Origin of the sequence: Kiloniella sp. EL199 (assembly GCF_900313065.1) — a bacterium.
Classification (GTDB): domain Bacteria; phylum Pseudomonadota; class Alphaproteobacteria; order Kiloniellales; family Kiloniellaceae; genus Kiloniella.
Map to the genome: position 1 here is coordinate 135,301 of NZ_OMPU01000014.1, position 21,932 is coordinate 157,232.

Consider the following 21,932-nt stretch of genomic DNA (forward strand, 5'->3'; position numbering starts at 1 on the left):
AAGGGTAACTGGAGATAAGATAATGAAAAAACTTCTAACTGCAATAGCCTGTACGTTTATTGCAACATCTGCAATTGCGGATGACAAAGTCACGATCGAATTCGCATATCCCTATTCTCATCTGTTTGATGTGACATATGAGAAAATACTGCCACAATTCAACAAGGCCCATCCAAACATCGAAGTGAAATTCCGCGCAACTTATGAAAGTTACGAAGACGCATCAAACACTGTGTTGCGTGAAGCCGTCGCGAATGAGCTCCCCGATGTCACGATGCAGGGGCTGAACCGTCAGGCTATTCTTGTCGATAAAGGAATTGCCAAATCTCTGGAACCATTCATCGCTAAAGAAACAGACTTTGCCAAAGATGGATACCATCAGGCAATGCTGGATCTGGGCACTTTCAATAATGAGGTCTATGGTCTGCCATTTTCCATTTCATTGCCTGTCGGGTATTACAACATGGAAGTGATGGCAAAGGCAGGTATTACAAATAAAGACCAATTGCCAAAAACCTGGGATGAAGTCATCGCAACATGCGGCAAGCTTCGTGAAGCAGGTGTAAAAAACCCAATGTTCTGGGGTTGGAATATTACCGGAAACTGGTTCTTGCAGTCATTGATGTGGAGTCAGGACAAACCAACAGTAAATGGTGTTGATTTTACGCTGGATGAAACCGAAGGTCTGACTGCTCTTAACACAATGAAATCTCTGTTCCGTGGCTGTGATATGCAGAACATTGAATGGAAAGCAGCCCTGGCCTCTTTCTCAGCCGGCGAAATCGGAATGATGTACTGGTCAACATCTGCTGTCGGTGCTGTTGAACGTTCAATGGGTGACTTTACGCTTGTTACTCATGAATACCCAGGCATCGTTGCCGGTGGCCCACTTGGTTTACCTGCTGGTGGTAACTCGGCAATGTTGACATCAACATCTAAAGATCCCGCCGTTTTGGACGCATCATGGAAATGGCTAAAATTCATTACATCTGGTGAAGGCGCAGCTGAAGTTGCCAGAACAACAGGATACATGCCACCAAATCAGGCTGCCAACGATATCATCCTAAAAGATTTTTATAACAAGAACCCAGCAAAGGCGACAGCTGTCCGTCAGTTACCACTCCTACGTGAATGGCAAGCCTATCCAGGTGATAATGGTCTCGCAGCCACTCAAGTCATCTATGATGCCATAGAGGGTATTGTTACCGGAGAGTATGAAGATATGGAGGAACTTCAGCAAGAATTGTCCGAAGAAGTTCAGGATCTATTGCCTGCAGCTGCAGGTTCTTAAGCTTATCTGTAAGAGCACTCGCAGTTTTTGCGAGTGCTCTTTTTCATTTTCAGACAATTTGGTAGCCAAATGAAAATTCTTCAATTAACAGACATTCATCTTACCACGCCGGGACAAACGATTGCAGGTCGTGACCCTAATGAAAATTTCAACAAAGCTTTGAAGCACGCACTGCAAAATCATTCCGATGCAGAAGCAATATTCATAACAGGAGATTTATCTGATTGGGGTGAAGCAAAAGATTACCAACACCTAAAATCAATAATAGGCTCACTCCCTATCCCGGTTCATTTATGTATTGGCAATCATGATGACCGGAACACCCTTATTGATGAATTCCCGGATCTTAAAGGCGAAGGTGACTTTGTACACAAGGTAATTCCATTATCCCTTGGACACGCGATTGTATTAGATACATGGGGAGAAGAAACCCACGCGGGGCACTTTTGCGAAAGACGCAGTAAATGGTTAACCAATCAACTGACAACACTTAAAGGCCCCATCTGGCTTTTCATGCACCATAATCCCGTTCCGTTAAATATTGCTCCTCTGGACAAGATTATGTTGCTGGATGCAGATCGTTTTGCAGAAACAATCAAGCCCCATAAAGAGAAAATAGCCCATATTTTTCACGGGCACTGTCACTTACCCCTATCGGGTTCACTTCACGGTATCCCCTTCAGTGCCCCCCGAGGGACAAACCACGCAGGGTGGCCAAATTTTTCTGCAACAGATTTACTCACATCTTCTGACTTGGCTGAATCCTATTCAGTTATTTTTGCAGAAAAAGATCATACAATGGTTCACATGGTTGAATATGGGTATCAAGGTGAATTACGCATAGAAGGAAGCCCCGACTATGCTGACTGGAATAAAATAACGATGATACGTTAAATTTTAGAGTAGTTAAGATTCAAACCAGAAATTCGTCGCCAGAAATTCGTCGGACGTAATAAAAAAGCGCTTTCTATTTCGAAGGCGCTTTTTTGTGAGAAAAATCACATTGATATGCAGATCTTATGACTTCGGATGGAATGGATCCTGAACAAGAATTGTATCATCGCGTTCCGGGCTTGTTGACAGCAATGCAACGGGAACATCGATAAGCTCTTCAATACGGCGGATGTACTTAATTGCCGTCGCAGGCAGATCTGCCCATGAACGTGCGCCATACGTGCTATCATCCCAACCTTCGAGGGTTTCGTATATCGGTTCAACTTTGGCCTGCTTACTTGGTAGCGATGGCAAGTGATCAAATTCTTCACCATCAATACGGTAGCCAACACAAACCTTAAGTTCTTTGAAACCGTCAAGAACATCAAGCTTGGTCAAGGCAATACCCGTGATCCCACCAACCTTACATGCCTGGCGTACCATCACGGCATCGAACCAACCACAACGACGTTGGCGACCAGTCACCGTACCAAACTCGTGTCCACGTTCGCCCAGACGTTGCCCGACATCATCAAACAGTTCTGTTGGGAAAGGCCCGGAACCTACGCGTGTCGTATAGGCTTTTGTGATACCCAGAACATAACCAACAGAGCTAGGACCAACTCCAGAGCCAGCAGAAGCCTGACCTGAAATTGTATTGGATGATGTCACAAAAGGATATGTACCATGATCCACATCCAACATTGCCCCCTGAGCACCTTCGAACAGTACACGTTTGTCTGTTTTGCGGCATTCTTCAAGGCGTTGCCAGACGACATCGACAAAGGGAAGGATCTTTGGTGCAATTTCCAAAAGCTTTTCAACAACACCAGCACCGTCAATCTCAGGCTGCTTCAATCCTCTTAGCAAAGCGTTATGGTGAAGCAGCAATGCCTCAACACGCTCTTTTAGAAAATCAGCATCAGCCAAGTCACAAATGCGAATTGCACGACGGCCAACCTTGTCTTCATAGGCCGGGCCAATACCACGACCTGTGGTACCAATTTTGGCATCGCCCTTCGCAGCCGCTTCACGTGCGCGATCAACTTCGCCATGCAGCGGCAAAATAAGGGCTGCATTTTCAGAAATTTTCAGATTCTCAGCTGTAAGCTCTACGCCTTGCTCGCGCAGACGATCCATTTCAGCCAATAAAGCCCATGGGTCAACAACAACACCATTACCAATAATGGACATTTTGCCCTTGCGGACGATACCGGAAGGTAAAAGAGAAAGCTTATAAACTTCGCCATCGATAACCAGTGTATGACCGGCATTATGACCACCTTGAAAGCGGACAACGACATCTGCCCGCTCGGACAGCCAGTCAACGATTTTACCTTTACCTTCATCTCCCCACTGGGAGCCAACAACAGCAACATTAGACATGTCAGTTATTTCCTAACTCGTGTATGTGGTCATTCTCTAGGAGATGACTACAGGATAAACGCAGCGCTTCCGCGCGATCATTCTCAGCAGGTTCAAGACCTGAAATTGTTATCCACCCCTGTGCGCGCAATGCAGCACCTTCGTCACGTCGTGTTCCATGCGGAAGAAAAATACGGCGTGCGACCTTTGGTTTGGGGAGGGCTCGTAAAACGGTATCCATAAAAAGAGTGAAACCCGTGGCAGGCTCTGTAACGTTATCTACGCTGACAGAATCATATCGTCCGCCACGTCCAAGTTCTCCACGGACACCTTTGGCAAAAAAGATAAAACTTGTTCCTGTGTGGTATTCAAAACCGCGGTGTTCGACCAGATCCAGCGTTATCGTTAATTTTGGAGCAGCTTTTGCGACCAGTTCTACCACATCAATAAGTTTGGCAAACTCGTCAGCAGCAACGCCAGAAAACTCCAAATCCTTGGCATAATCAATAACATGCTGGGCTGAACCCGCTGCATTGAGAAGCTTCAAAAAGAAAGTTGCGTTTTCCCCGGCAATCTTTTCAACTTCGGCCGCATCCTTACGATCCAAAGCAACCCGCAGTTCCAAAGCCTGTTCAGCATCATAGCCAAATCCATTTGCAATAGCCGGAACCAGCGTTGGCAGATTGATATCAACACTCAGATCCTTGACGCCCACAGCTTCAAGCGCGGTAACAGCAGCCAAAATAACCTCGGAATCTGCTGTATTCTCGGTAATACCTATCAGTTCACCACCCACTTGGGTAAACTGTCTTTCCGGACGAAGTTGACTACCCGTCACTTGCAGAACATCCCCACCATAACAAAGGCGCAGAGGTCTCGGCGCCTTCTGAAGGCGCGAGGCCGCAATTCGTGCGATCTGTGGCGTGATATCTGCGCGAACCCCCATCATACGATGGCTGGATGGGTCCATAAGGCGGAAAATTTGATCGGATAAAGTTTCGCCAGCGCCAGAAAGCAGCGCATTTTCAAACTCCAGCAACGGAGGTTTGATGCGGTCATAACCTTCTGATGAAAAACTATCTATAAGACGGCGCACTACTTCGGCTTCATGCGCGGCTGCAGGCATCAACAAATCCTGTAAGCCAGCTGGTAACAAAGCCTGGTTCCCATTTTTTTTCATGGTCTGCGTTCCGGGTCGTTTTTAAGCTCATACGATGCGAAAAAACCTGCCGTGACCGGAAAGGGTCTAACCTTGGGCTCTTTCGGTGATTGACTACAGGTTTTACCCCTCAAGAGCAACCTGATTCCCTGATTCAGAGCCGAAAAGTTACTCTTTTCTGACAACAACGCTGAAATATGTAGCGAATTCAAAAAGAAGGCTGCAAGAAATACTCACAGCCTTCCCAAGTCTTCACAAAAAAGAGTGCGCTCTAGAAGTTAAGTTGCACAACCTGTTTCGTTTGTGGAAGCTGTTTAACCTTATCCAGCTGCGCAGCGTCCAACGGGCTATCCAGTTCGATAAGAGCAATCGCATCTTGTCCCGGTGCTGTCCGGCCCAAATGGAAGGTAGCAATGTTTACACCTGCTTCGCCCAGCTGCATACCGAGAGCCCCGATATATCCCGGAGAATCTTCATTGGTCAGATAAAGCATGTGTTTGCCAAGCTCTGCCTCAATTTCGATACCTTTGATATTAACCAAGCGAGGACGTTTGCCACCAAAAAGAGTTCCGGCAACAGAACGCTCACCTTTTTCGGTTGTAACTGTCAGGCGGATCAAAGTCTGGAAGTCACAGTCACGTTCGTGCTTGGCTTCACTGACATCAATATTGCGTTCCCGTGCGATCACAGGTGCGCTTACCACATTCACAGAATCCATAATTGGGGCCAAAAGGCTGGCAACAATCGTCTGTGTCAAAGGGCGGCAATTAAGGGAAGCAACAGAGCCTTCGTAATCAATCTTGATTGCCTTCAGGCCTGTTCGTGTAAGCTGACCAGCAAAACTACCCAACTGTTGAGACAACGCCATATAAGGTTCCAGCTTGTTGAACTCTTCAGCAGTCAGAGATGGCATGTTCAATGCATTCGTTACAGCACCAGTCAGAAGATAGTCTGAAAGTTGCTCCGCAACCTGTAATGCCACATTTTCCTGTGCTTCAGCAGTTGATGCCCCTAAATGAGGCGTCGCAACAAAGTTTGGAACGCCAAAGAGAACAGAGTCTTTTGCAGGTTCAACTTCGAACACGTCACTCGCTGCACCAGCAACATGACCGCTCTCCAAAGCCTCTTTTAGATCCGCTTCAACAACGAGACCACCACGGGCACAGTTAACAATGCGGACACCCTTTTTCGTTTTGCTCAACGCCTTGGCATCAATAATTCCCTTGGTCTGATCAGTCAGAGGAACATGGAGCGTGATAAAATCGGCCCGCGCCAGTAATTCGTCCAGTTCAACCTTTTCTATGCCCAAGTCCTTGGCACGTTCAGGAGACAGGAAAGGATCAAAAGAAATCACTTTCATCTTCAGTCCCTGCGCACGATCCACAACAATAGAACCGATATTCCCACACCCAATCACACCCAGGGTTTTCGCTGTAAGCTCAGAGCCCATAAAGCGAGATTTTTCCCACTTACCGGCCTGAGTAGATTCGTTTGCTTCCGGAATTTGCCGCGCTGCAGCAAACATCATCGCAATCGCGTGCTCAGCAGTGGTAATGGAATTACCATGTGGCGTGTTCATGACAACAACACCTTTGGCAGATGCAGCATCAATATTCACATTATCAACACCGATACCTGCGCGGCCAACAACTTTCAGCTTTGTCCCAGCTTCTAAAACCTGCGGCGTCACCTTTGTTGCTGACCGTATTGCCAAACCATCATAGTCACCAATGATGGCGATTAGTTCTTCTTCAGAAAGACCAACTTTGGTATCAACTTCGACACCACGATCACGAAAGATATCCGCTGCTTTCGGGCTCAACTTATCACTTATGAGTACTTTTACCATTTTTCCAACACTCTATTTGAATTCTGTACGTACTTGCTCAATCGCCCAGTCCAACCAAGGCAGAAGAAGCTCGATGTCTGCGGTTTCAACTGTGGCCCCGCCCCAAATGCGTAATCCCGCAGGTGCATCGCGATAAGCACCAATATCAAGCGCAGCATTTTCATCTTCCAACAACGCGGCAAGTCTTTTTGCCGCTTTAGCCTGCGCATCATCGGAAAGGGCAGTAAACCAGTTCGCCGTAACCTTTAAACAAACCGATGTTGTCGAACTCGTTGATGCCTCTTCAGCAAGAAAGGCAGCCCAATCGCTTTTGGATACCCAATTTGAAATTGCAGCAAAATTGGCATTACAGCGTCGAACAAGCCCTTCCAGACCACCAACGCTTTCGGCCCACCGAAGAGAATCCAAAGCATCTTCGACACACAGCATCGAAGGCGTGTTTATGGTCGCACCAGTAAAAATCGATTCGTTTAATTTTCCACCTTTTGTTAAGCGGAAAATTTTCGGCATTGGCCAAGATGGCTCATGGCTCTCTAATCGTTCGACGGCACGTGGACTAAGCGCAATCATACCGTGAGCACCTTCGCCCCCCAGCACTTTTTGCCAAGACCATGTTGTGACATCCAGTTTATCCCAAGCTAAAGGCATCGCAAAGGCAGCTGATGTTGCATCGCAAATAGAAAGTCCCGCACGATCAGAACTGATCCACTCTCCATTAGGTACACGAACACCAGAGGTCGTACCATTCCAGGTAAAGACCACGTCACGATCCCAGGAAACCTGTGATAAATCAGGCAGCTTCCCGTAATCAGCTTCAAAAGTACGTACGTCATCAAGCTTCAGCTGTTTGATTACATCTGTAACCCAACCTTTACCGAAACTTTCCCATGACAGCATATCAACACCCCGAGGGCCAAGAAGAGACCACAACGCCATTTCTACAGCACCAGTGTCAGAAGCTGGGACGATTCCGACATGATAATCTTCGGGGATATCAAGGATTTTGCGAGACAGTTCAATCACTTCCGCGAGCTTAGCTTTTCCGCCTTTTGCGCGATGAGATCGACCATGCCAGCAAGAGCCTAGTGAATCCAGAGACCAGCCAGGACGCTTGGAACAAGGGCCTGATGAGAATCTTGGATTTAAGGGACGTTCACTAGGTTTTTCTTTCATTGGACATTTTACTCCAGTATGGCAGTTTTTTGACTGCACGAAACAAACCACCCTGAATTTAGGGTCGCAAACCGACTTTTTCAGGTCGCAGGTGCATCATAAACATATTGCATCGCAAAATGCTTCCTTTTATTTACCAGATTTTCACAGAAATGAAATTTTTGCATAAGCACGGCATTGTAGGCAGTGCTATTCCAGAATATTTTCTATATAGTTAGAGGAATTGACTTCGCAAAGTTAGGTGAGCCAAAGCAGGGTGGAAATGAATACCGATCAATTTGTCGTTTTTGCCATTATAGGTCTCGCATTAATTTTGTTTGTATGGGGCCGTATAAGGTACGATGTTGTCGCAATGATGGCACTTATTGGGTCTGTGATCCTTGGTGTTGTCCCAGCTGACACGGCTTTCGAAGGGTTCGGGCATCCCGCGGTCATAACTGTTGCCGCCGTTTTAATAATCTCACAGGCCTTACGTAATTCAGGCATCGTAGAGCTGGCAACTCGTTTTTTAGAACCCGCTGCGGGACACCCCACGATTCACATTCTAGCCCTGACAGCTGTTGTCGCCGTTTGCTCTGCATTCATGAACAACGTCGGCGCACTTGCCCTCATGCTACCAATAGCGATTGGTAGTGCCTACAACAGCAAAAGGCCCACAAGTGAAGTCCTTATGCCCCTCAGCTTTGGCTCATTACTCGGTGGTCTCACCACACTGATTGGTACACCGCCAAACATTATTATCTCGAGCTTTCGGCAAGCTGAGACGGGCCAAAACTTTGCCATGTTCGACTTTTTACCCGTTGGACTCGGCGTGGCGCTAACAGGCATTCTTTTCATCTCTGTTGTCGGCTGGCGTCTGTTACCAAAACGAGCCGTAAACAACAGTGAGAATGAGGACCTTTTCCAGATTGAAGACTATATTGCCGAGGTTCGAATTCCGGAAAACTCTCCCTATGTGGGTCATCGTCTTGTTGACTTGGAGACATTGGCCCAAGGTAACGTGGCTGTTGTAGCTTTGGTTAGGCGCGAAGACCGTATGCTCGCACCATCTGGCTATATGCGCCTAAAAGCAGAAGATATTCTTACTCTGGAATCAGATACCGATACACTCCAACGGGTTGTTGATGAAGCCAATCTTGAGCTTGTCGGCTCTGCAGACGAAAGCTCTCAAGAGCTTCAGTCTGATCGTGTTGGTATATTAGAAGCTGTGGTTACACCAGGATCCAGACTCGAAGGACGCACAGCTCATAACATGCAATTACATACACACCACGGGATTAATACCCTTGGTGTTGCAAGGCAAGGCCAGCCAGTCAATGAACGAATCGGACGGGTTCGCTTTATGCCAGGTGACGTTCTTCTCATCCAGGGTATCAGAGAGGAAATGCCTGAGACTCTGGCGTCTCTAGGCCTTTTACCACTCGCAGAAAGAGAACTTTCCTTAACCCCCAAACGCGGGTCAATTGTTGCTCCTCTTCTATTTGCGCTCGCAATTTTGCTGGTTGTTTTTGGCATTTTACCGCCACAAATCTCTTTCCTTGGTGCCGTTGGCACAATGGTTTTGCTCGGAGAACTCAATCTCAAGGAGCTTTACGAATCTGTGGATTGGTCAATTATTGTACTCTTGGCTGCAATGATACCCGTAGGAATGGCTCTGGAAACGACAGGAGGCACAGCAATGATTGCCTATCCTCTTGTATCTTTAAGCGAACATATTCCTATCTGGGTCATACTGGGATTACTGATTCTCATCACCATGATACTATCCGACGTCATGAATAACGCTGCGACTGCCGTTCTTATGGCCCCTATTGGTATCTCCATAGCCAATAGCCTCGGCGTTAATATTGATACTTTCCTGATCGCAATTGCCATCGGCAGTTCATCAACCTATCTGACCCCTATCGGGCACCAATCCAATTTGCTTGTTATGGGTCCCGGTGGTTATAAATTTGGTGACTATTGGCGTATGGGGCTGCCACTCGACATCATTATTCTTGTTGTGTCGGTGCCTCTTATTCTCTGGATATGGCCACTCTAAAAAGTGTAGGCCATTTTCAAAATATTGCTATTTTCATCATATTCGGTCTGCCGGAAACCCAAATTTTCGTAGAGTGCTATTGCGTGATCCATTTGGCCACGAACAGTTTCAAGCAGAATTGAGTGCGCCTTCTGTTCTTTGGCAAAATCAAGAACAGTCATTATAAGGGCCTGCCCTGTATGATGACCTCGCCCCTGAGGTTCAATCCAAAGCCGTTTCAGTTCACAGCAAGCGCCCTCTTTAAATTGAACACCAACGACGCCAATAGCCTTTCCATCGGAAGATTTTACAAGCCACAAACGCCCATAGGGAAGCGAGTAGCGCTTATCAATTTCATCCAGTTCTTTTTCAAAACCTTCAAAGCAAGGGCATGCCTGTGCCCATTTTTCATAACTTTTGAAAAGCGTCACAGCAGAAGAAAAATCTTCAGGGGAAGTCACTATTTCAATGTTCATGTATTCAATCTCTTTATTGTGCCCACTGAAAATAATCAGGGGATACTATAAATAAACTGTTCCCTTGAGATAAAGCACTGCTGTTCCGGTTAAAAGAATTCGATCTCCACAATCTTCTATCTCTAACACGCCCCCCCGTTTAGATATCTGTTTTGCAATCATCTTTGTCTTGCCCAACTGTTCTTTCCAATAGGGGGCACAAACAACGTGTGCTGAACCCTTTACGGGATCTTCCGGAATGCCACAGTGGGGGCCAAAGTATCTGGCGACATAATCATATTCACGGCTGGTTGATGTGATAATCAAGCCATCACCGGGTAGTGCCGCAACTTTGTCAAAATCAGGTTCAACAGCAAGCACACTTTCTTCATCCTCAAGCACAGCCATCAACTTACTTGATTTGAGGGTCGTTTTTGGGCGTACTCCAATGGCCTCTTCAACCATAGATACGCCATCAAATAACGACGGCGGGCGAGCCGGAAAATCGAGTGTGTAGTGTCCATCAGCACAAGAGACTTTTAACACTCCGCTTTTGGATTCAAACAAAATCTCTTTGATATTTTTATCCAGTTCGCTTGCAATCACGTGTGCAGTTGCCAATGTCGCGTGTCCACAAAGATCAACCTCTGTTGTCGGCGTAAACCAACGCAAATGATATCCCTGTTGTGTCCTTACAAAAAAGGCCGTTTCAGAAAGATTATTTTCTGCAGCAATCTTATATAGCAAGTTATCAGGCAGCCATTCAGCCAGAGGACACACTGCAGCCGGGTTTCCCTTAAAAACCTGATCTGCAAATGCATCAACTTGATACAGAGAAATTTCCATCATGCTTCGGACTTCTTCTTTTCTATTTTGGTGTCTCTATTTTTTTCATGCAATTTTCAATCGCTTTCAAAGATAGATCAATATCCTGGCTCGTAATCTTCCATGATGAAACCGAAAGCCTGAAAGCATTGTGACCTTTCCAGACCGTCGGACCAAACCAGCAAGTACCATCCTGCTGAACAGCTTGAATCAAAGCTTCTGTTTTCTCAGCGCTATCCCAGGAAACCACTATCTGATTAAGGACGACATCATTCAGGATATTTAATCCCAAAGCTTCCAAGCCGTTGGCAAAATATTGAGCCAAGTTACAACAGCCCGAAATCAAGTCATTAACACCTTCACGGCCTAAGAATTTAAGCGCTGCCCATATATCCACACCGCGGGCACGCTTGGAAAATTCTGGAATATAATTTTGAGATTCGCCGTCTCGTTCTTTGAGATAAGCAGCAGATACAGACATTGCCCCATGAAGAGTCCCACCATCACGACACACGACAACCCCGCCATCATAGGGCGTGTTCAACCACTTATGTCCATCTGTAGCCCAGGAATCTGCCTTATCAATGCCACGTGTTAAATAGGCTCTGGATGATGAAGATCGCGCCCAAAGACCAAACGCACCATCCACATGCACCCATGCGTCAGCAGATTGCGCAAGATCACAGATCTCATTAATAGGATCAAAAGCCCCACTATTCACATTTCCCGCCTGCGTACACACAATCGTCTGACTATCCAGTACAGGTAGCTCTCGAATATCCATTGCCCCATTTGTGTCGGTTGGAATTTTTATAACTCTGCTTTTACCAAAACCAAGCAGAGATAGTGCCTTCAAAACGGTCACATGTACTTCATCGCTGACAATGACTTTGATTTCAGGTGCACCAAAAAGCCCATCGTCTTCAACATTCCAACCTTGTTTTTTCAGGATTTTGTGCCGTGCAGCTGCCAAGGCTGTAAAGGTGGCCATTGTTGCCCCGGTCACAAAACCAACTGCTGATTGCCGTGGTAAATCCAACACATCCAGAAGCCATTGCGCTGCCACCTTTTCAATCTTATCAGTCGCAGGTGACGTAACAGAAGACGAAGCCACCTGATCCCAAGCTGTCGCCATCCAGTTTGCACCAACAGAGACAGGCAGGCTTCCTCCCACAACGAAGCCGAAATATCGACTCCCTGTTGATGCAACAGTGGCCGGAGAACCTACTTCATCCAAATGCCTTAAAATATCATTGGGATCATGCCCTTTCTCGGGGAAAGGTTCTTCAAATCCTCTCAGAGCCATAAGATCAGGATTGGCAGGGAAGACCCTTTGAGTATCAATCTCAGAAAGATATCTTTCACTTCTAACATATGCATCACGTAACAATTCATTTGACATTGTACTCACCTTTTCCTGTGAACATAAACGGCCAATCACAACATAACCATTTGAAATTTAATAATTTCCCTTAAATCGAAAGAAACAATTTTTTGAATCTTCACAATTGTCACAGTTAAAACTTGATTTAATTAGGGGTCAATGATTACATTGTCACCATGACAAATTGGCTTCCAAAAGTAAAATTCGGGGCAGGCCCCCGCTATATGGCAATTGCTGACGCCCTTTCTGAAGATATTCGAAACGGCTTTCTGCAGCAGGGTGATCGTCTTCCAACGCATCGTGATCTCTCCTGGCACCTTGGCGTAACTGTTGGTACGGTCAGTCGCGCATATGCAGAAGCTGAACGTCGAGGTTTAACATTTGGCGAGGTTGGTCGCGGCACCTTTGTTCACGGCCCATCTGCAGCCGAACGCCATATGCTTAATCAAACCAGATTCAAAGATCACAATTTAATCCAGATGGATTTTGCTTACCCCCCACCGGGTGAAGTTGAAGAGAAAGAAATGACCTCAACACTTCAAAGTATTTCCACTGACCCAGAGGTTTCATCTCTCCTCAGCTATCAGCCTCATTCCGGTTTGCCGCATCACCGTGAAGCTGGCGCGAAATGGTTCGATATGAACGGCCTGACAGTAGAGCCAGATAACGTCATTCTTACCGCAGGTGCGCATCATGCCATCGCCGTAGCCATGGCAGCACTGGCGCGACCGGGTGATCGTGTCTTATGTGAAGAGATGACGTACCCTGGCATACAATCAGTATGTAGAATGCTGGGCTTGCGTCTTGATGGCCTTGAAATGGATGCCAATGGCATTCTGCCAGAGGCATTTGAAGAGGCCTGTAAAGCTGGTGACGTGAAATTTTTATATTGCGTCCCGAACTTTCAAAACCCGACAACACGTTTGCTTCCGATGGAACGGCGACAAGCCATTGCAGATATCGCTCGCCGCCACAGGGTTTCAATTATTGAAGATGATGTTTTTGGGCTTGTTGTTGAAAACGCCTTGCCCCCCATTACCAATCTCGCGCCAGAACGCTGCTATTACATCAGCTCGCTTGCAAAAACCATTGCGCCGGGCTTAAGAGTTGGATATCTGACCGGTCCTCAACACAGCATTGCAAGTTTGATCGCCGCCGTGCGTGCCACCTGCTGGATGGCTTCTCCCATCACCGCTGAAATTGCAACAAGATGGATCATGGGAGGTTCTGCTGAAAAAATTCTGGAAGGCAGAAAAAAGAGCGCTCGCCATCGTGTAGAAATCGCCAGAGAGATCTTCGCCGACTACGAAATGGAAAGTGAGACATTGGGCATCTATGTCTGGCTTTACCTGCCAGCACCATGGAGATCCAGTCAGTTCACTCATGCCGCAAACAGAGCAGGTGTTACAATTTCTGCTTCAGAGGCTTTTATTGTTGGCCGGAAAGCCCCCCCGCATGCAGTCAGAATTTGTCTGGGCCAACCGGATTCAGAAGAAAAGCTGGTAAGGGGCTTGGAAATTCTTGTCGAGATCTTAAAAAAAGGTCCAGATGTTGGTACCTCTGTTTTTTAGGTGAGAGACACAAATCACTCATCTAAAAAACAGAGGAAAAACGACCAAAGCAAATTACGTTACGTTAGAGATTGTATCAGAAATCTCGGACACAACAGTGCGCACCAGATCAGAATCTTCGCCTTCCGCCATAACACGGATCAATGGTTCTGTACCCGATTTTCGGATCAAAACACGACCTGTACCATCCAACTGCGCTTCCCCTGCTTTAATGACATCTTGTACCTTACCCATCCCTAAAACATCATCCAAGGGCACACCGCTTGTAATACGGACATTTTTCAGCAGTTGTGGCAATGGCGTAAAACCACGAACGACTTCACTGGCCGGACGATCAGCTCTAATAACAGCAGCCAACACCTGTAGGGCTGCAATCAAGCCATCCCCGGTTGTTGTATGATCACTGATCACCATATGACCGGACTGTTCACCACCAAGATTATATCCCTGTTCACGCATGGTCTGGACAACATAACGATCTCCAACAGGTGTACGGATCAGCTCTAGCCCCAGATCTTTCAGATAAGTTTCCAACCCCATATTGGACATAACCGTTGCGACAACACCACCACCCTTGAGGAGTTCACGCGCGTGAAGTGTCTTGGCAATAATAGCCATCACCTGATCACCATCAACGATTTGACCATGCTCATCGGCCAAAATCAGACGATCTGCGTCTCCATCAAGTGCAATGCCTATATCTGCACCATGTGCAACAACAGCCTCTTGCATCAGGCTGGTGGCCGTTGCACCACATTCTTTATTGATGTTAAAACCGTCTGGCGTCACAGCAACCGGAATAACCTCTGCCCCAAGCTCATAAAGAACCGTAGGTGCAACTTTGTAGGCCGCTCCATTTGCACAATCGATAACAACTTTCATCCCATCAAGACGTAGATCCTTAGGGAAAGTATTTTTCACGAACTCAATATATCGCCCAGATGCGTCATCCAGACGGCGCGCACGGCCTAATTTAGAGCTAGAGGCAAGAGGAATAGAGTTACTATCCTGAAGACGAGCCTCGATTTTGGCCTCGACATCGTCTGACAATTTAAAGCCATCAGGACCAAATAGCTTGATCCCGTTATCTTCAAACGGATTGTGTGATGCCGAAATCATCACCCCCATATCCGCCCGCATGGAACGGGTCAACATACCTACAGCTGGGGTTGGGACAGGCCCCAGAATAACCACATCCATACCAACAGAAATAAAACCAGCCGTTAACGCAGGCTCCAGAAGATAACCTGACAAACGCGTATCTTTGCCTATCACAACAGTGTGGCGATGATTACCACGCAGGAAATGTGCCCCCGCAGCCTTTGCAACAGCCAATGCAATCTCTGCTGTTACCGGTTCTTCATTGGCTTTGCCACGGATACCATCTGTTCCAAAATACTTACGGCTCATCTATTTTATAACTCCAACACAACGGTAATATTCTAATCGTGTATTTTACACAGCCTGCTTAATCGCCTGCCCAATTGCAAAGGCCTGACTTGTTTCAGCAACATCGTGAACACGGTACATCTGCACACCACGATCCAGTCCAGCCAACGCACAAGCAAGTGATCCTGCTATACGATCTTTAGGTTCTTCGCCCTTGGACAGCTTTCCAATAAAGCTTTTGCGGCTCACACCAAGTAAAACCGGACATCCAATGCCATGTAAAAGCGACAAGTTATCCAACAATCTAAGATTATGATCTACAGTTTTTCCAAAGCCAATACCCGGATCAATCGCAATCATATCTTTTGGAATACCAGCATCCAGACAAGCCTGAACACGTGACTGTAAATAGTCATATATATCCAGTGCAGCATCCTGATACTGTGGGTTAGTCTGCATGGTTTCTGGCGTTCCCTGCATATGCATCAGGATAACAGGAACATTCGCCTTTGCTGCGGCTTCAAGGCTTCCCGCATCACCTTCCAAAGCTGTGACGTCATTAATAATAGCTGCACCGGCCTGTACCGCTTCGGTCATCACCTTTGCATGTCTGGTATCGATAGAAACCAATGCGCCTGCTCCGGCAAGTCTCTCAACAACAGGAATGACACGTCTCAGCTCTTCGTCTAATGAAACAGGATCTGCACCGGGCCGGGTTGATTCGCCGCCCACATCAAGAATGGTTGCTCCCTCGTCAAGCATTCGTAATCCAACATCGACAGCTGTACTCGTCGAATAACGATCCCCCCCGTCAGAGAACGAATCCGGCGTTACGTTGATAACCGCCATAACATGTGGACGTGACATATCCAGCCCAGCAAAAGAAGACCTTGGCTTTCCCAAGATCGCCAAAAGATCAGATGCAGTGGGGGTTAAATCGGTATGTTTGTTGTCTGTCAGCCACAGAAGAATTTCGGAAGTTGGAAGGGTACGACGTTCTCGAATATCACCGGACAGCGATCGAATTGTAACCTCGGCAGCGGCAAAGCAGTTACCATTTCCCATAAAGGGCAATGCTTTGCCAACGGAACTGTAGCTAGATGATATTCCGATCGGGCGAATATAGAGTTTATCGGGCATGAGATACCTGCGGATATCTGTGAAACCACCAAGGCCTCACAGAATGCGAGGCCTTGGTTCAAGTTAATCAATAAGAACAGAAGAAAACCGATCAGCTCTCTGGCTGAGGTTCCGGTGTTGCGCCGCCCTTATCATCTTTTTCGTCATCACGATGAACTTTACCGCTCTTTGGAACCGATGCGCGAGGAACTTCAGAACCATGACCTGAGCTACTATCATCACTGCGATCTATTTTGCCTGTTTTAAGGAGTTGATCAACGTCTTCTCCTGAAAGGGACTCATATTCCAACAGCGCTTTTGTGATAAGCTCAAGTTGATCACGGTGATTTGTCAAAACTTCGCGAGCTTGCTGTTCAGCAGTCTCGATAATGCTCCGAACTTCATCATCAATCATCTTCTGGGTTTCACTGGAAACACTCAGGCCATTATCACCGCCACCACCATAGCTAAATGGATCATCCTGACGAGATACGTAGCGCAGACGACCAAGCTTTTCGCTCATGCCGTATACCATCACCATGGAGCGGGCCATGTTTGTCGCCTGCTGAATATCATTTCCAGCACCCGTCGTAACATTATCCGCACCATAGATAAGTTGTTCGGCTTCGCGCCCACCAAACATCATCGCCAGACGCGCCTTCATTTCCATGACTTTATAGCCGAGACGGTCACGTTCTGGCAGGTTCATGGTTACGCCCAGCGACTGGCCACGAGGAATAATTGTCACCTTATGAAGCGGATCATTGCCTTTAATATGGATACCGACCAAAGCGTGACCAGCCTCATGATAGGCAGTCATTTCTCTTTCTTCATCGGTCATCACCATGGAACGGCGTTCTGCGCCCATCATGACCTTGTCTTTTGCATCTTCAAAGTCGGACATGGTGACCACGCGCTTACCAGATCTCGCGGCAAGCAGAGCAGCTTCATTGACCAGGTTAGCCAAAGCAGCACCAGAAAATCCAGGTGTTCCCCGCGCAACAACACGCGCATCAACATCCGGTGCCAGAGGTACTTTCCGTAAGTGAACCTTGAGGATTTTTTCGCGACCAAGAATATCCGGGTTGGATACCGTAACCTGTCGGTCAAAACGCCCCGGACGCAACAAAGCATTGTCCAGTACGTCTGGACGGTTTGTTGCAGCAATAATGATCACACCTTCGTTTGATTCAAAGCCATCCATCTCGACCAACAACTGGTTGAGTGTCTGCTCGCGTTCGTCATTACCGCCGCCCATGCCAGCACCACGGTGCCGACCAACAGCATCAATCTCGTCAATAAACAGAATACACGGGGCATTCTTTTTACCCTGTTCAAACATATCGCGAACACGGCTAGCACCAACACCCACGAACATTTCAACAAAATCAGAACCTGAAATGGTAAAGAAAGGAACATTTGCTTCGCCAGCAATTGCTCGTGCCAACAAGGTTTTACCAGTACCCGGAGGACCAACAAGCAAACAACCTTTCGGGATTTTACCACCCAACCGCTGGAATTTTTGCGGATCTTTCAGGAATTCAACAATTTCCTGAAGCTCTTCCTTGGCTTCATCAATACCCGCAACGTCGTCAAAGGTAACGCGACCTTGCTTTTCGGTCAGTAGCTTGGCCTTGGATTTGCCAAACCCCATTGCTTTACCGCTATTGCCCTGCATTTGACGGAAAAGGAAAATCCAGACACCAATCAAAAGAATCATAGGGAACCACGAGATCAGGATCTGTATCAGAGTTGACCCTTCTTCCAATGGAACTGCTTTCACTGTCACACCGGCATTACGCAGCGTTTCAACCAGTTTGGGATCATCCGGCGCATAACTGGAGAATTGGCGCCCATCACTGGAAACCCCTTTGATTTCACGCCCCTGAATAGTGACAGAGGAAACTTGTCCAGATTCGACCTGGGTTAAGAACTCAGAATAAGCTACCTGTTGTTGCCCGCTCTGAGACGATGGTCCCTGAAACAAATTAAACAAAGCAAACAAGAGCAGGGCCACTACAATCCATAGGGCTGCATTACGGCTGAAATTCAAGGTAACGACCTTCCAAAAAATCTAGGCTGCACATAAACAGGTACAGCAAAATGAATCACTTCTTCCTAGAAGATAATGCGCTTACGCTCCTAAGCAACCGTAAAGGGCAACTGAATCAGCATATTTTTTGGTTCGAATCGCATTTTCATCAAAATTTTATCGATCCAGTCCGGATTCAGGTACTCTAAATGGGGAACGGTTATGATTTTATCCCCAAGATAAACAGCTGGCAGACTATATCGGACAAAACGAGAAACCCCTACATTTTTAACTGCCGGGTGTAATGAACACAGATCCTGCCAACCTTTTTCACCCAATGTTTGTAACATTAGGCTGTCACTTTGCATTAGATCATTCACCTGGACGAAAAATCTGTTATCCCACAAGCATTCTTGTCCCGGATTTAACGGCAACTTTGGCACCAATCTGTTCTCGCGAACGATAAAAACAACCTCATCTTTTTTTACAATTTCACACCCAGCAAGAGTCGCTTTGACAGATCCGGTACTCATCAGCGATTGAACCAAACGATCCAGTTTACTGGTTTTAGGAGAATAATTTCCTCCACCAATTGTCAAAAGCGTGCGTTGCAGAACTCGCTGGAATATTTCTGTTTGAAATTTTTCCGATTCGCGAAAATCAATTTCTGCATATCCAACCGGGTTCAACCGCACCCTTTGATCAATAAAGGCGTCGGCTCTTTTTTGCAGCGAGCGACGAATTCGCCCCAGACTATGGGTGATGCGCTCTAAACTGTTTTTTCTAATTCCTTGCCGATCCAACATTGGTAACTGATGTCGGATCCGATTTCTCAGATAGTCTGACTGCTGATTACTTGGTTCTTCAATCCATCCCCAGCCCCAATACCTGAGCGTTTCGACCAAGCGCTCTTTGGGAAAGCCAAGCAAGGGACGGATAAGCGTCATAGCCCCTTCTTGTCGCTGCATGGAGATACCAGCCAAACCGTCAGATTTACTCTGACGGACAAGCCGCATCAAAAACGTTTCAATCTGATCATCGAGATGATGTCCCAAAGCCAGAAAGAAGATTTCCTTATCTTTACACCATTTCGCAATCAAATCATGGCGCGCTTTTCGCGCCCGAACCTGTGAACTCCCCGTTTCTTTCTGATCATCGGGAAAAACTCGCGTGAGAACAACGTGCGCAATTCCTTCGGCCACAAGACGGGCATGAACCCATTGAGCTTCAATTCCGGATTCCGGGCGTAGACCATGGTCTACAGTGACAGCAAAAAGCTCCCCTCCTTTTGTTTTCAGCCAATTCCTGAGCAACAGACATAACGCCATGCTATCAGCACCACCTGATACAGCAACACCAAGCCGAAAAGGATTTCGGGGAAGAGTTATCACAGACATCAACTGTGCAAACTCTTCCTCTTCAATTGCTTGTATTTTGTTAGCTGTCTTTGCTTGAAACACCTTTTCAGGCGGGTGATCACTCACAGGAAACTCTTTGCTTAAGGGAACTTATGGACAGTTCAAACGTTGAGCTTCCTGCCCAGCGCGCTGCTTAACAATCGCACTTGCATTTGGATAGCGATTAATAAGTTCACCAAAGGTACCACAGGCATCAGATGTATTACCAAGAGAAGATAGTGAAAGGCCCAGTTTCAAAAGGTTATCAGGTGCTTTAGAGGAATTTGGATATCGCTGGAAAGAATCAGCAAAAGTGATCGCAGCTTGCTGATAATCACCACGCACATAATAGGTCTCGCCCAACCAATAGGTTGCGTTACCAGCCAGTGAATCTTCAGGGTGGCTTTCAACAAAGGTAGAAAAAGCCTGTTCAGCTTCATCATAACGGGCCTGACGAAGCAACCCAAAGGCATAGTCATACTGTTCTTTAGGGGTATCACCTGGCAAGATATAGCTTGCCACTTCGTCAGAACGTAATCCACCCTGGATCAAGCTTTGTGGTGATGCACTATCAACAGCCGTATTAGGTGCAGTCGCCGCCTGTTGTTGTGTGTTGAAATTATTCAGATCTTCAGCTGGAATCGTTCCCAAAACACCGGGTTGTCCAGATGCTGGTGGTTGCCCTGTTGTTTGTTGAACTGGCGAGGCTGTATTCGTTGAAAGAGACGTACCTTGCTGCCCAGTTCCAGATTGGGCTCCAATTTGGGTTCCATTTTCCAGATTCTGCAAACGCAGATCTGTATCCGCAACAAGCTTATCCAACCTTCTGCCTAACTGATCGAGACGGAAATTCACTTCTTCAAACTGCCCGGTCAAGCTTCTCATCTGATTTTCAACCTGGGAAAGACGAAGTTCCAGCCGCCCGGCATTGGCACCACCTGTGTTAGTGCCAACAGCGGCAAGTTCTTCAGCGGATGGCGTTTTACCCTGGTAAACGTGTTGTTGCAGTGTCACCAGTTCACGTTGCAGGCGGTCAATTTTATTAACCAGCCCCTGCACTTGTGAATTTTGCGCCCAGGCACTTGCCTGCATTACCATAACAACAAACGCAACCCCGACCCCTAAACGAAACGTTTTCAAACTTACAGCCGTCAATGACATTTTTTCTTGCACCCTTAAACGGTAATAGGTCCTAAATCTATATAGCCTTATATTGGTGAGATTATGGCACACCAATTAACAAGCATACAGAAGCAGTAATTTAACAAAAAAATCCCGTTTGGTTTACACAACCAAACGGGATTTTTAATAAGGTCAGTCTATGCGCTTAGTTTACAACGAAGACTGCACGACGGTTTTGAGCCCATGCTTCTTCGGTAGAACCGAGAACTGTAGGGCGTTCTTTACCGTAGCTTACGACCTGAACGCGGTTAGGATTTACACCAAGAGCAACAAGGTAATCACGTACAGAGTTTGCACGACGCTCACCAAGAGCCAAGTTGTATTCGCGTGTTCCACGCTCATCAGCGTGACCTTCAACAGTCAATGTTACAGCTGGGTAGCTGTTCATCCAAACTGCAAGAGCTTCAGTTGTTTTCTGACCTTCAGCCTGAAGATCACTTTGGTCATAGCCAAAGAAAACACGGTCACCAACGTTTACAACGAGGTGCTCCAGAGTACCAGGTTGTGGTCCCTGAATAGAAGAAGAACTTACAGAGGAGGACTGGTCAGTTGTACCAGTTGTCGCAGATGAACCGTCGTTAGATCCGTCTGCATTGTTATCAGAATTGCTGGCACAAGCACTTAGGAACAGTGCGGCTGCAAACATGGTGAGCAACTTAAAGCGCATAATTTTTTCGCCCTCTCGAGTAATACCCGAATACTAAAATTGTTAGGTGATCCGTTTGAAACAACAGATCAACGAAGAAACTCAATAAACCCCCAGTTACACCGATTAAATCGGGAAACGT

At 46.8% G+C, this 21,932-nt stretch carries 17 protein-coding genes; 4 read left to right on the forward strand and 13 right to left on the reverse strand.

Translation table 11 applies throughout. The features are described from left to right. Nucleotides 1-22 precede the first annotated feature (22 nt). Both D9A03_RS18465 and D9A03_RS18470 read left to right on the forward strand, forming a co-directional pair. Entirely contained in the window at nucleotides 23-1,291 is a 1,269-nt protein-coding gene (locus D9A03_RS18465) for an extracellular solute-binding protein (RefSeq protein ID WP_120498701.1), read from the forward strand. A 69-nt stretch (nucleotides 1,292-1,360) separates the two neighbouring features. Then, on the forward strand, nucleotides 1,361-2,185 hold the full coding sequence (locus D9A03_RS18470; protein ID WP_120498702.1) for a metallophosphoesterase: 825 nt from the start codon (nucleotides 1,361-1,363) through the stop codon (nucleotides 2,183-2,185). Between the two features lie 123 nt (nucleotides 2,186-2,308). On the opposite strand, the gene D9A03_RS18475 is transcribed toward D9A03_RS18470, so the two are convergent. From D9A03_RS18475 to D9A03_RS18490, 4 genes are all read right to left on the reverse strand, one after another. After that, entirely contained in the window at nucleotides 2,309-3,610 is a 1,302-nt protein-coding gene (locus tag D9A03_RS18475) for an adenylosuccinate synthase (protein WP_120498703.1), read from the reverse strand. A 1-nt stretch (nucleotide 3,611) separates the two neighbouring features. Then, complete coding sequence (locus D9A03_RS18480) at nucleotides 3,612-4,769, reverse strand: ATP phosphoribosyltransferase regulatory subunit (RefSeq protein WP_120498704.1); 1,158 nt, start codon at nucleotides 4,767-4,769, stop codon at nucleotides 3,612-3,614. Nucleotides 4,770-5,019: 250 nt separating this feature from the next. Continuing rightward, complete coding sequence (serA, locus tag D9A03_RS18485) at nucleotides 5,020-6,597, reverse strand: phosphoglycerate dehydrogenase (protein ID WP_120498705.1); 1,578 nt, start codon at nucleotides 6,595-6,597, stop codon at nucleotides 5,020-5,022. A 12-nt stretch (nucleotides 6,598-6,609) separates the two neighbouring features. Beyond that, nucleotides 6,610-7,770 carry a phosphoserine transaminase gene (locus D9A03_RS18490; protein ID WP_120498706.1) on the reverse strand — a complete coding sequence of 387 codons (1,161 nt, stop codon included), beginning with the start codon at nucleotides 7,768-7,770 and terminating at the stop codon, nucleotides 6,610-6,612. Between the two features lie 262 nt (nucleotides 7,771-8,032). Here D9A03_RS18490 and D9A03_RS18495 point away from each other — a divergent pair, with 262 nt between their 5' ends. Further along, on the forward strand, nucleotides 8,033-9,811 hold the full coding sequence (locus D9A03_RS18495; protein WP_120498707.1) for an SLC13 family permease: 1,779 nt from the start codon (nucleotides 8,033-8,035) through the stop codon (nucleotides 9,809-9,811). On the opposite strand, the gene D9A03_RS18500 is transcribed toward D9A03_RS18495, so the two are convergent. From D9A03_RS18500 to D9A03_RS18510, 3 genes are read right to left on the reverse strand one after another with little or no spacing between them, the layout of a single operon-like run. After that, on the reverse strand, nucleotides 9,808-10,266 hold the full coding sequence (locus D9A03_RS18500) for a GNAT family N-acetyltransferase (protein WP_120498708.1): 459 nt from the start codon (nucleotides 10,264-10,266) through the stop codon (nucleotides 9,808-9,810). The two genes, D9A03_RS18495 and D9A03_RS18500, sit on opposite strands and share 4 nt — an antisense overlap. Nucleotides 10,267-10,311: 45 nt before the next feature. Then, nucleotides 10,312-11,094, reverse strand: coding sequence for a PhzF family phenazine biosynthesis protein (locus D9A03_RS18505; RefSeq protein ID WP_216825537.1), 783 nt, complete (start codon nucleotides 11,092-11,094; stop codon nucleotides 10,312-10,314). A gap of 19 nt (nucleotides 11,095-11,113) precedes the next feature. Continuing rightward, nucleotides 11,114-12,472: an aminotransferase class V-fold PLP-dependent enzyme gene (locus D9A03_RS18510; RefSeq protein WP_120498709.1), complete on the reverse strand. Its 1,359-nt coding sequence runs from the start codon at nucleotides 12,470-12,472 to the stop codon at nucleotides 11,114-11,116. Between the two features lie 158 nt (nucleotides 12,473-12,630). On the opposite strand from D9A03_RS18510, the gene D9A03_RS18515 reads away from it, so the two are divergent. Then, entirely contained in the window at nucleotides 12,631-14,025 is a 1,395-nt protein-coding gene (locus D9A03_RS18515; RefSeq protein ID WP_120498710.1) for a PLP-dependent aminotransferase family protein, read from the forward strand. Nucleotides 14,026-14,079: 54 nt separating this feature from the next. Here D9A03_RS18515 and glmM read toward each other — a convergent pair whose 3' ends face one another. The 6 genes from glmM to pal all read right to left on the reverse strand — a co-directional run bounded on the left by glmM (nucleotide 14,080) and on the right by pal (nucleotide 21,811). Further along, the gene (gene glmM, locus D9A03_RS18520) at nucleotides 14,080-15,435 is read right to left on the reverse strand and encodes a phosphoglucosamine mutase (RefSeq protein WP_120498711.1); all 1,356 of its coding nucleotides are present in this window, start codon (nucleotides 15,433-15,435) and stop codon (nucleotides 14,080-14,082) included. A gap of 45 nt (nucleotides 15,436-15,480) precedes the next feature. Continuing rightward, entirely contained in the window at nucleotides 15,481-16,554 is a 1,074-nt protein-coding gene (gene folP, locus D9A03_RS18525) for a dihydropteroate synthase (RefSeq protein ID WP_120498712.1), read from the reverse strand. A gap of 91 nt (nucleotides 16,555-16,645) precedes the next feature. After that, complete coding sequence (gene ftsH, locus D9A03_RS18530) at nucleotides 16,646-18,586, reverse strand: ATP-dependent zinc metalloprotease FtsH (RefSeq protein ID WP_120498713.1); 1,941 nt, start codon at nucleotides 18,584-18,586, stop codon at nucleotides 16,646-16,648. A gap of 89 nt (nucleotides 18,587-18,675) precedes the next feature. Next, entirely contained in the window at nucleotides 18,676-20,049 is a 1,374-nt protein-coding gene (tilS, locus tag D9A03_RS18535) for a tRNA lysidine(34) synthetase TilS (RefSeq protein WP_120498714.1), read from the reverse strand. Nucleotides 20,050-20,073: 24 nt separating this feature from the next. Beyond that, the gene (gene ybgF / locus D9A03_RS18540; RefSeq protein ID WP_120498715.1) at nucleotides 20,074-21,123 is read right to left on the reverse strand and encodes a tol-pal system protein YbgF; all 1,050 of its coding nucleotides are present in this window, start codon (nucleotides 21,121-21,123) and stop codon (nucleotides 20,074-20,076) included. 166 nt (nucleotides 21,124-21,289) lie between these two features. Further along, nucleotides 21,290-21,811: a peptidoglycan-associated lipoprotein Pal gene (pal, locus tag D9A03_RS18545; RefSeq protein ID WP_120498716.1), complete on the reverse strand. Its 522-nt coding sequence runs from the start codon at nucleotides 21,809-21,811 to the stop codon at nucleotides 21,290-21,292. Between the last annotated feature and the right edge of the window lie 121 nt (nucleotides 21,812-21,932).

Excerpts from the sequence above, each read along its gene's own strand:
- D9A03_RS18490 (WP_120498706.1), bottom strand. The coding sequence starts at position 7,770 with ATGAAAGAAAAACCTAGTGAACGTCCCTTAAATCCAAGATTCTCATCA.
- D9A03_RS18470 (WP_120498702.1), top strand. The coding sequence starts at position 1,361 with ATGAAAATTCTTCAATTAACAGACATTCATCTTACCACGCCGGGACAA.
- D9A03_RS18495 (WP_120498707.1), top strand. The coding sequence starts at position 8,033 with ATGAATACCGATCAATTTGTCGTTTTTGCCATTATAGGTCTCGCATTA.
- pal (WP_120498716.1), bottom strand. The coding sequence starts at position 21,811 with ATGCGCTTTAAGTTGCTCACCATGTTTGCAGCCGCACTGTTCCTAAGT.
- ybgF (WP_120498715.1), bottom strand. The coding sequence starts at position 21,123 with ATGTCATTGACGGCTGTAAGTTTGAAAACGTTTCGTTTAGGGGTCGGG.
- serA (WP_120498705.1), bottom strand. The coding sequence starts at position 6,597 with ATGGTAAAAGTACTCATAAGTGATAAGTTGAGCCCGAAAGCAGCGGAT.
- D9A03_RS18475 (WP_120498703.1), bottom strand. The coding sequence starts at position 3,610 with ATGTCTAATGTTGCTGTTGTTGGCTCCCAGTGGGGAGATGAAGGTAAA.
- D9A03_RS18505 (WP_216825537.1), bottom strand. The coding sequence starts at position 11,094 with ATGATGGAAATTTCTCTGTATCAAGTTGATGCATTTGCAGATCAGGTT.
- D9A03_RS18515 (WP_120498710.1), top strand. The coding sequence starts at position 12,631 with ATGACAAATTGGCTTCCAAAAGTAAAATTCGGGGCAGGCCCCCGCTAT.
- D9A03_RS18480 (WP_120498704.1), bottom strand. The coding sequence starts at position 4,769 with ATGAAAAAAAATGGGAACCAGGCTTTGTTACCAGCTGGCTTACAGGAT.
- D9A03_RS18500 (WP_120498708.1), bottom strand. The coding sequence starts at position 10,266 with ATGAACATTGAAATAGTGACTTCCCCTGAAGATTTTTCTTCTGCTGTG.
- folP (WP_120498712.1), bottom strand. The coding sequence starts at position 16,554 with ATGCCCGATAAACTCTATATTCGCCCGATCGGAATATCATCTAGCTAC.
- glmM (WP_120498711.1), bottom strand. The coding sequence starts at position 15,435 with ATGAGCCGTAAGTATTTTGGAACAGATGGTATCCGTGGCAAAGCCAAT.
- D9A03_RS18465 (WP_120498701.1), top strand. The coding sequence starts at position 23 with ATGAAAAAACTTCTAACTGCAATAGCCTGTACGTTTATTGCAACATCT.
- D9A03_RS18510 (WP_120498709.1), bottom strand. The coding sequence starts at position 12,472 with ATGTCAAATGAATTGTTACGTGATGCATATGTTAGAAGTGAAAGATAT.